The sequence below is a fragment of the Actinocorallia lasiicapitis genome, from assembly GCF_054778695.1.
This window is the reverse complement of the sequence record NZ_BAAGZI010000219.1, coordinates 1-9754: the sequence shown is the minus strand read 5'-3', so window position 1 is coordinate 9754 and position 9754 is coordinate 1. Positions and strand designations below refer to the sequence as shown.

Genomic DNA, 9754 nt, shown 5'->3' with positions numbered 1-9754 from the left:
CCGCGCCCCGCGTCGAGCCGCAGCCGCAGCTCGGCGAGGTCGGGCAGCCGCAGCGCCGCCGGGTCCTGCGCGCCGCAGCGGGCGTGCGAAAGGAACGGTCCTTCGAAGTGGCCGCCGGCGACGACCCCTTCCTCGGTCAGGTCGGCGATCCAGCCCGCCGCCTCGGCCAGCAGCCCGAGGTCGGCGGTGACGAGGCTCGCCAGCAGCGTGGTGGTGCCGCGCCCCCGGTGGAACGCGGCCGCCGATCGGATGGCCTCTTTCGACGTCATCGCCGAATGCCCGCCGCCGCCGTGCACGTGGATGTCCACGAAGCCCGGCACGAGGTAGGCCCCGCCGAGGTCTCGGCCTTCCCGCGGCCCCTGCCCGAGCCCGGTGATCGTGCCGTTCTCCGTGGTCAGCCAGCCGCCGTCAAGGACGCCGGCCGGGGTCACCAGCCGCGCGTTGGTGTAGGTGCTCATGACTCAAGGATGATCGATCGGGTGAGGTTCCTGGGCTCGTCGGGGTTGAGGCCGCGCCGCTCGGCGACGGCGACGGCCAGCCGCTGCGCCCGGACCAGGTCGGCGACGGGGTCGAGATCCGACAGCGCGACCACGGCCCCGGTCTTCTCCACATCCTCCGTGAGCCCTTCGGGAGCGCCCCCGAAGAACCAGGTGACGCTGTTGCCGTCGGTCACCGAGATCGGCCCGTGCCGGTACTCCATGGCCGGGTAGGACTCGGTCCACGACCCGGACGCCTCCCGTACCTTCAGCGCCGCCTCGTGCGCGATCCCGTTGCTCCACCCCGTCCCGAGGAAGGTGAACTGGGTCCGCTCCACGGCGCCTGCGGGCAGCGGCTCGCTGACGGCCCGGGCGCACTGCTCGATCAGGTCGGCCGGCAGCACTTCGGGCGCCGACAGCGCCAGGTGCGCCCGGAGCAGGGTCAGGGCGGTGGTCGCGAACCGCGTCTGCACAACGGACTTCTCGTCAGCGAAGCTCAGGTCGACCACCGGGGTCAGCCCGACGATCGGGGTGTTCGGGTCGCCGATCACCGCGATGGTCGGCGCGTCGGTCTTGCGCAGCAGGTCCAGCACCTCGGTCGTGGTGCCGGAGCGGCAGATCGCCACCACCCGGTCGTACCGCCGCGCGTAGGGGAACTCCGAGGCGGGGAACGCGTCGGTCTCGCCGAGCCCGGCGGACTCCCGCAGCGCCGCGTAGGCCTGCGCGATGAACAGGGACGTCCCGCAGCCGACGACCGCGACCCGCTCCCCGCTCTCGGGCAGCCCGGCGGCGGTCGCGGCCAGCGCGATCGCCTGCTCCCAGGTCTGCGGCTGGCTGGCGATCTCCTCGGCGACGAAACTCATCGACCCCTCCGATGCTCAAAGCTGCTCGTTTGCAGCCATAAACGTACAAGATTGAGCACCTTCCTGCAATAATGCCGGGTATGGCCTCCTCGCACTCCCGCCACACCCGGCTCCTCGACCTGCTCGCCGAGCGCGGCTCCCTGGACGTCGAGGAGGCGGCCGCCGCGCTGGACGTCTCCCCGGCCACCATCCGCCGCGACCTCGACCGTCTCGCCGGCCAGCAGCTCCTCAAACGCACCCGGGGCGGGGCCGTCGCCGCGGAGGTCGCCTACGACCTGCCGCTGCGCTACAAGGCCGCCCGCGCCGCCGACGAGAAACGCCGGATCGCCGCCGCCGCGGCCGCCCTGGTCGCCGAAGGCGAGATCGTCGGCCTCAACGGCGGCACCACCACCTCCGAGGTCGCCCACGAACTGGCCGCCCGCGCCGACCTCACGATCGTCACCAACGCCGTGAACATCGCCGCGGAGCTGACGGTCCGCCCCCAGATCAAGACCGTGATGACGGGCGGCGTGGCCCGTCCCAGCAGCTACGAGCTGATCGGCCCGCTGGCCGTCGCGACCCTGGGCGGCCTCTCCCTGGACGTCGTGATCCTCGGCGTCAACGCCCTGGACGCCGAGTTCGGCGCGTCCGCCCACCACGAGGGCGAGGCCGAGATCAACCGGCTGATGGCGGCCCGCGCGGGCCGGGTGGTCGTCGCGGCCGACTCCTCCAAGCTCGGCGCCCGCGCCTTCGCCCGGATCTGCCCCGCCGCGACGATCACCACACTCGTCACCGATACCGCCGCGGACCCCGGTCAGGTCGCCGCCCTCGAAGCATCGGGCATTTCGGTAATTCTATGCTAAAAACCGCATTTCACTATGCAACTAGCGCTGACTTAGCCTGTTAGGTCCGACCTTGTTCGGTCATTTAGTGTTGCTTCCTGGTTACATCAGGTAAACCTTGGTGGCCGGGGAGGTGTCTACATTTCGTGACAAGAGTCTGCATCGTCGAACGGAACCCCGTTCTACTGCTGGGGATCACTGCGCTTCTGAGTGAAATGCCCGAGTTGACGGTGGTGGCCGACCGTCCGGACGTCGTCGTCCTCGGGGTGGCCGACCATGCCGCGTTCCGCGAAATCGAGGAAAGAAGACTCACCGGCCGGATAGTGGTCCTTACCGCAATGGAAAGCCCCGCGCTCTATGTGAAGGCACTGTCGGCCGGTGCGTTCGCGTGCCTCGTCTACGGTCATTTCGGAGCGAACGAGCTGGCCGCCGCGATCAAGGCGGCCGCCATCGGCCAGGCCTACCTGTCACCGCCGGTCGTCACCGCGCTGGTCGGCTGGCTGCACGGCACCGCGAGCGCCAGACCCAACCGCACCCGCTCCTTCGACCACGACCTCACCCCCCGGGAGGCCGAGATCATGGCCCTGATCGCGGACGGCTACAGCAACCGCCGGATAGCGGCGCACCTGTTCATATCCGAAAAAACGGTCAAGAATCACGTCCATCAGATCTATCGCCGCCTCAAAGCGGACAGTCGCGACCACGCCATCCAGAGATGGCGGGACATAAACGAATTCGAAACCAAACACCGGACTTCTGAGTAATTTTGCGGGTCGAGTCCTAGGACCGGCCTATTCACAATGACAGGACCGGATTTTCCCTCCGGTTGAGCGTTCAATGGCAGACGCTTGGCGACGGCGATAACGCCGTTTGACCCAACCAGGGGAGTCCACTCTTGAAAGGTCCTGTCCTCAGGACCCTGTCTGTTCTCGCGCTCACGGCCGGCCTCGTCGGCCTGCCCACGGCGGCGCACGCGGCAGGTCCCAGAATCGATTTGAAGGTCCTCGTCGTCACCGACGGCGGCCCCAACGTCACCTCGGTGACGGAGCAGCTCAAGACCGAAGGTGTCCCGTACAAGCTCGTCGACCTCAACGACGGCGCACGCCCCACCATCAACACCGCGTTCCTGCAGGACACGGTGTCCGGCGCCCCCCGCGCCAAATACCAGGCCGTGGTCCTGCCCAACACCGCTCCCGCCGGCGTCGCCCCCGCGGAGCTCGCGGCGATCACCGCGTTCGAGAAGCAGTTCGGCATCCGCCAGCTCACCGCCTACGTCTACCCGACGGCGGCCGAGCACGGCATGACCGCGCTCACCGCGGGCAAGCTCGACGGCATCACCGCGACCCTCTCCCCGTCGGCGAAGGCGGGCGCGTTCCGCTACCTCGACGGCCCCGTCCCGTTCGAGGACAACAGCCCGGCCGTCGACGAGGTCTACGGCTACCGCGGCGCACCCGTCCCCGACAGCCCCGGCATCCACTTCGAGCCCTACCTCACCGAGGGCGGCGGAGTCCTGGCCGGGGTCTTCACCCACGACGGCCGCTCCGAGATGGTCATGACCTTCTCGGCCAACCAGTACCAGTCCCAGTTCCGCCACCTCGGCCACGGGCTGATCACCTGGCTGACGAAGGGCATCCACCTCGGCTACAACCGGCAGTACTTCAGCGTCAACGTCGACGACCTGTTCCTCCCCGACGCCCGCTGGTCCACCACCGCCAACTGCACGCCGGGCGAGGGCTGCACCGACCCCGACGTCACCACGCCCGACATCCGGATGACGCCCGCCGACGTCACCCAGGCCGCCAACTGGTCCACCCAGAACGGCTTCACCTTCGACATGTACTTCAACGGCGGCGGCAGCCTCGAGCAGGTCGAGCAGACCGGTTCCGACCCGCTGCTCACGGCCGTCCAGCAGAACAAGTCGAAGTTCCGGATGGCCAACCACACCCTCGACCACACCTACCTGGGCTGCCAGCAGGACGTCTCGGTGATCCCGTGGGTGTGCAAGAAGGACGGCCAGGGCGCCACCCTGTGGGAGCCGCGCACCTACCTGCGCCAGCAGTTCGCCGACAACAAGACCTGGGCCGCCCAGAAGGGTTTCCCGATTCAGGCCGACGAGATCGTCACCGGTGAGCACTCCGGGATGAAGATCCTGCCGCAGCAGCCGCAGGACAACCCGAACCTGGCGCCCGCGCTCGGCGACAACGCGATCAAGTGGCTCGGCTCGGACGCCTCCCGCGACTTCGAGCAGCGGCAGATCGGCAACGCACTGACCGTCCCCCGGTACCCGATGGCCAACTACTTCAACACGGCCACCGTCGCCGAGATGGTCGACGAGTACAACTGGATCTACACCAGCCGCGCCGACGGCGGCTCGGGGATCTGCGAGGACAACCCCGGCACCGTCACCTGCATCCAGCCGCTGGACGCCTCGGGCTACCAGAACTACATCATCCCGCTGGACACCCGCATCGAGCTGTCGCACATCATCAAGAACGACCCGCGGCCGCACTACGTGCACCAGTCCAACATGGCCGAGGACCGGATCCTCTACCCGCTGCTCGACAGCATCCTCGCCACCTACAAGGGCCTGTACGCCGACAACGCGCCGCTGGTCAACCAGCGGCTCGCCGACAACGGCGCCGAGCTCAAGCGGCAGGCCGCCTGGAAGACCACCCAAGGCTCCATCACCGCCTACCTGCAGGACGGCAAGGTCAGGATCACCGGCGGCGGCTCCAACACCTACGTCCCGATCACCATGCCGGCCGGCACCAACACGGTCGTCCTCGACCTGCTCGGCCTGATCGTGCTGAGCACCCCGTTCGGCACGCCGTACGCGGGCGAGGTCTCCGACTACAAGACCGGCAACCTGGTCCTCCAGGTGGGTGCGTCGACCGTATGAACATCACCCTGGTCACCGAAGGGACTTACCCGCACGCCTATGGCGGGGTGAGCGTCTGGTGCGACCAGCTCGTGCGGGGGATGCCCGAGCACGAGTTCCACGTGGTGGCGCTCACCGGCACCGGCAAGGAGGCCCTCGTCTGGGATCCGCCGGGCAACGTGGCCGTCGAAGCCGTCCCGCTCTGGGGGCCCAGGCCCCCGGGGCGGGGCGGCGCCTGCCGCGAGTTCGAGGGCCTGTTCCAGGTCCTGCTCGACCTCTGCCTCAGCGGCGGTGACGCCTCGACGGGCGAGCTCTTCCCGTCGGTGCTGCGCGGGCTGTACGACCTCGGCGGGCTGTCGGAGAAGCTCGCCGGCGAAGGGCCCGTCGCCTGGCTGATGGAAGGCTGGGAGCGGCGGCTGCGCGCCGGTGAGCTGCCCGAAGGGGTCAGGCCCACCGTCCACGACGCGCTCACCGCGATCAGCCTGCTCGAACACGCGCTACGGCCCTTCGCCCGTCCGGTGCCGCGCGCCGACCTCACCCACGCGGTGTCCAACGGGGTGACGGTCCTGCCGGCGCTCGCCGCCAAATGGACCCACGGCACCCCCTTCTGCCTCACCGAACACGGCATCTACCTGCGGGAACGCTACCTCGGCTACGGCAAGGGCTACACCTGGCCGGTCAAGCAGCTCATCCTGGCGTTCCTGCGGATGCTGTGCGCGGCCGGCTACCAGGCCGCCGACCTCGTCACCCCGGGCAACCGCTACAACCAGCGGTGGGAGACGCGGTGCGGGGCCACCCCCGAACTGATCCGCACGGTCTACAACGGAGTGAACCCCGCGGAGTTCCCGGTGGCGGGCGCCGAACCCGAACGGCTGACCCTGTCCTGGGCGGGCAGAGTCGACCCGATCAAGGATCTGGAGACCCTGATCAAGGCGTTCGCGATCGTCAGGGACGACGTCCCCGAGGTGTGCCTGCGCCTGTTCGGCGGCGGCAACGCCGAGTACCGGGAGAAGTGCGAGAAGCTCGCCCGCGACCTCGACGTCGCCGAGCACGTCACCTTCGAAGGCAGGGTCGAGGAGATCCGCGACGCCTACGTCGCCGGGACCGTCGTGATGCTCTCCAGCATCTCCGAAGGGTTCCCCTACACCCTCATCGAGGCCATGACCTGCGGGCGGGCCACGGTCTCCACCGATGTGGGGGGAGTCACCGAGGCGGTCGCCGCCAACCCCAACTCACCCCAGGACGGGGAGTGCGGCCTGGTCGTCCCGCCGCGCGACCCCGAGGCGATGGCCGAGGCGGCCGTCCGCCTGTTGCGCGACCCCGGGCTGCGGGCCCGGATGGGCAGCGTCGCCCGCGCCAAAGCGCTGGAGTTCTTCACCGTCGACCAGGCGGTGGCGTCCTTCCGCGAGATCTACTACCAGCTTGCGGGGGCTTGCGTTCGATGACGGAGTTGCTGGTCAGGCCGCTGACGCGGGACGTCGGTGAGCTGGCCGAGAAGATGGCGGACGTCCTGGTCTCGGCCGTGGACGTCCTGGAAGTGACGGCGGCGCTGGAAGCCGAGGGCATCGGCGACCGGGCGGCCCGCCTCTACGGCTACGACGATGTGTTCCTCCTGGCGGAGAGCCTGTACACGGGCAGTGTCCGCCGGCCGATGCGGGTGAAGCTGCCCGGCAACCCGTGGACCGACGGCACGGGCGTGCTGAAGGCGGCGGGCCGGTACACGCTGCGCGGCCTGCTGTTCGGGCTGCCCGGCGCCGGTTATGTGGCCGTCCACGGGCTGCTCGGCACCAAGTCCGCGGGCCTCGTGCTGACCCTGTCGCTGGTGCTGTGCTGGCCGGTCGGGCAGGGCATCGCGGCGCTCGCCTATTCCCGGCTGGAACTGAACGAGACCAAGCGGGTGCTCCGGCTCGGCCTGCTGTACGGACTCCCGTTCATGATCGCGGTCAGTGCGGGCATCGGGGTCTGGCTGGGTGCCCATCCCGCGATCGTCGCGGTGGCGTGCGCGCAGTCGTTCTACTTGCTGTCGGCGTCGGCGGCGCTGGTCACGGGCGGGGAGGTGGTGCTGCTCCTGGCGCTGCTGCCGGGCGTCGCGGTGACCTTCGCGGGCCTGCCGGGGCAGCTCCTGCTGTGCGGCTGGGGCCTCACCGGGCTCTGCGTCCTCGTGATCGCGGTCGACAAGACCCGTGTGCCCAAGGCCCATCGGACGGCCACCGGCGGGATCTCCTGGATCGCCGTCTGGACCATCACCCCGAACGCCCTGTTCGGGCTGGTCGCCGGCGGGCTGCTCACCTTCACGATCGTGTCGGCCTACGGCGGCTACGGAGCGCCGCCCGAAGCGACCAGCGCCGCGATGGTCGCGCTGTCGGCGTCCATGGGGCCCGCCGAATGGGTGCTGTACGCCTTCCGCGCCCGCGGCCACGACCTCACCATCGCCAGCCGCAGCCTCCGCGAGTTCGGCTGCCGCACCCGGCTGGCGCTGCTCGACCTCATCCTGCGGTTCATGGCCGTGCTCGCCGTCCTGATCAGCGCGGCGCTCGTCGTCGCCGGGCTCGCGGCGGGCGCGTTCGGCGTCTTCGTCTGCTACCTGCTGCTCGGCGGGGCGCTGGTCATCGCGCTCATGCTGCAGTCGTTCGGCCGCAACGCCGTCTCCCTCGGGCTCTGCGCGGCCACCCTCGCCCTCGAGGTCGTCGTCCTGGTCGTCGCGGAACCGGAGCCGTCGACCGTCCAGCTCACCGGGGCCGTGACGCTGTTCACGGTCCTGCTCGTCCACACCGTGACCGTCCTCGGACGCGCCACGGCCCACCGATAAAGGGGCAGAAAAGCAATGGAAACGCTCGTCGCAGTCACCGGAGCCGACGGCTTCATCGGCTCCCATCTGGTCGAAAGGCTCGTGGCCGAAGGCCACCGGGTCAGAGCACTCGCCCAGTACAACTCCTTCGGCTCCTGGGGCTGGCTCGACACCCTGCCCGCCGACGTCATGGCGTCAGTGGAGGTCCAACTCGGCGACGTCCGCGATCTCGGGTCCATGAAGGCACTGGTCGACGGGGCGGAGGCCGTCTACCATCTCGCCGCGCTCATCGCGATCCCGTACTCCTACCAGGCGCCGCGCTCCTACGTGGAGACCAACGTCATCGGCACACTGAACGTCCTGGAGGCGTGCCGCGAAGCCGGGACGGGCCGGATCGTGCACACGTCCACGTCCGAGACCTACGGCACCGCACTGACCGTCCCGATCGCCGAGACCCATCCGCTCCAGGCCCAGTCGCCCTACGCGGCGTCCAAGGCGGGCGCCGACAAACTGGCCGAGTCCTACCACCTGTCGTTCGGGCTGCCCGTGGTGACGCTCCGCCCGTTCAACACGTTCGGGCCGCGCCAGTCGGCGCGCGCGTTCATCCCGACCGTCATCTCGCAGATCGCGGCCGGCGAGACCGTCATCAAGGTCGGCTCGCTCGACCCGACCCGCGACTTCACCTACGTCAAGGACACCGCGGCCGCGTTCCACGCCGCCGCGACCACCCCCGGGATCGAGGGCGGGCTGTTCAACGCGGGCGTCGGCGGCGAGATCTCGATGGGCGACCTCGCCAAGGCCATCGCCGCGACCATGGGCCGCGACGTCGAGTTCTTCTCCGAGACCCAGCGGCAGCGGCCCGCGAACTCCGAGGTGATGCGGCTGGTCTGCGACAGCTCGAAGTTCCAGGCGGCGACCGGCTGGAAGCCCGCCCACACCCTGGAGGAGGGTCTCGCCGAGACCATCTCCTGGCTGACCGGGAACCTCGACCGCTACCGCCCCGGCGTCTACGCCGTCTGAGAGAGGAAACCACCCCCCTCATGCACGCTGTGATCCTCGCCGGTGGAAAAGGCGTCCGCCTGCGGCCTTACACCTCGACCCTCCCCAAACCCCTCGTCCCGATCGGCGACCAGTACTCGATCCTCGAGATCGTCCTCCACCAGCTCGCCCAGCAGGGCTTCACCTCCGTGACGCTCGCCATCGGCCATCTCGGCCACCTCATCCGCTCCTATGTCGGCGACGGCTCCCGCTGGGGCCTCAAGATCGACTACCAGACCGAGGAGAACCCGCTCGGCACGATGGGTCCGCTGCTGTCCCTGCCGGGCCTGCCCGAGGACTTCCTCGTCATGAACGGCGACATCCTCACCGACCTGTGCTTCGGCGAGCTCCTCGCCACCCACAAGGCCGCCAAGGCGCCGCTGTCGGTGGCCACCTACCGCCGCGAAGTCAAGATCGACTTCGGGGTGCTCACCTCCGACGACGGCCGGATCCGCGAGTTCGCCGAGAAGCCGACCCTCGACTACCGGGTCAGCATGGGCGTGTACGCGCTGAACCGGTCCGTCCTCGACCGCTACACTCCGGGGCTGCCGCTGGGCTTCGACGAACTGGTCCTCGACCTGCTCGCCATGGGGACCTGGCCGCTCGACTACGCCTTCGACGGGTACTGGCTCGACATCGGCCGGCCCGACGACTACGACCGGGCCAACGCCGAGTTCGACGCCCTGCGTCCCGTCCTGCTCCCGGAGTGAACGTGAACCCGACCGACCGGCGGCCGCTGCTCGTCCTGGGAGCCACCGGCTTCATCGGACGCCAGGTGGCCGCCCGCGCGCGCGGGCGGGAGGTCGTCACGGCCTCCCGCCGGCCCGGCGCGGCCGATCTGCGGCTGGACCCGCTCGACACCGCCGCGCTCGCCGAGGCGATCGCGTCGG

Annotated in this window: 9 protein-coding genes; 7 read left to right on the top strand and 2 right to left on the bottom strand. The window is 69.6% G+C overall.

Annotated features, from left to right (window positions below; genetic code table 11):
• Positions 1–458, bottom strand: a 458-nt coding sequence (locus ACYVE7_RS21780; protein ID WP_460366834.1) for an amidohydrolase family protein, incomplete at its 3' end; no start/stop codon positions are given.
• Positions 455–1339, bottom strand: a complete 885-nt coding sequence (locus tag ACYVE7_RS21775) for an SIS domain-containing protein (protein ID WP_460366833.1) — start codon at positions 1337–1339, stop codon at positions 455–457. The genes ACYVE7_RS21780 and ACYVE7_RS21775, both read right to left, overlap by 4 nt.
• An 80-nt stretch (positions 1340–1419) precedes the next feature.
• Here ACYVE7_RS21775 and ACYVE7_RS21770 point away from each other — a divergent pair, with 80 nt between their 5' ends.
• The 7 genes from ACYVE7_RS21770 (at position 1420) to ACYVE7_RS21740 (ending at position 9574) form a co-directional block, all read left to right on the top strand.
• A complete protein-coding gene (locus ACYVE7_RS21770; protein WP_460366832.1) occupies positions 1420–2181 on the top strand; it encodes a DeoR/GlpR family DNA-binding transcription regulator in 762 nt (253 codons plus the stop codon).
• A gap of 194 nt (positions 2182–2375) precedes the next feature.
• Positions 2376–2924 (top strand): LuxR C-terminal-related transcriptional regulator, encoded by a 549-nt coding sequence (locus tag ACYVE7_RS21765; protein ID WP_460366831.1) that lies wholly within the window; start codon positions 2376–2378, stop codon positions 2922–2924.
• A 131-nt stretch (positions 2925–3055) separates the two neighbouring features.
• Positions 3056–5059 carry a hypothetical protein gene (locus ACYVE7_RS21760; protein WP_460366830.1) on the top strand — a complete coding sequence of 668 codons (2004 nt, stop codon included), beginning with the start codon at positions 3056–3058 and terminating at the stop codon, positions 5057–5059.
• Positions 5056–6483: a GT4 family glycosyltransferase PelF gene (pelF, locus tag ACYVE7_RS21755; protein ID WP_460366829.1), complete on the top strand. Its 1428-nt coding sequence runs from the start codon at positions 5056–5058 to the stop codon at positions 6481–6483. The genes ACYVE7_RS21760 and pelF overlap by 4 nt, the downstream gene beginning before the upstream one ends.
• Positions 6480–7847 (top strand): hypothetical protein, encoded by a 1368-nt coding sequence (locus ACYVE7_RS21750; RefSeq protein WP_460366828.1) that lies wholly within the window; start codon positions 6480–6482, stop codon positions 7845–7847. The genes pelF and ACYVE7_RS21750 overlap by 4 nt, the downstream gene beginning before the upstream one ends.
• 15 nt (positions 7848–7862) lie before the next feature.
• A complete protein-coding gene (locus ACYVE7_RS21745) occupies positions 7863–8846 on the top strand; it encodes an SDR family NAD(P)-dependent oxidoreductase (RefSeq protein ID WP_460366827.1) in 984 nt (327 codons plus the stop codon).
• Positions 8847–8866: 20 nt separating this feature from the next.
• On the top strand, positions 8867–9574 hold the full coding sequence (locus ACYVE7_RS21740; RefSeq protein ID WP_460366826.1) for a sugar phosphate nucleotidyltransferase: 708 nt from the start codon (positions 8867–8869) through the stop codon (positions 9572–9574).
• The last annotated feature ends 180 nt before the right edge of the window (positions 9575–9754 follow it).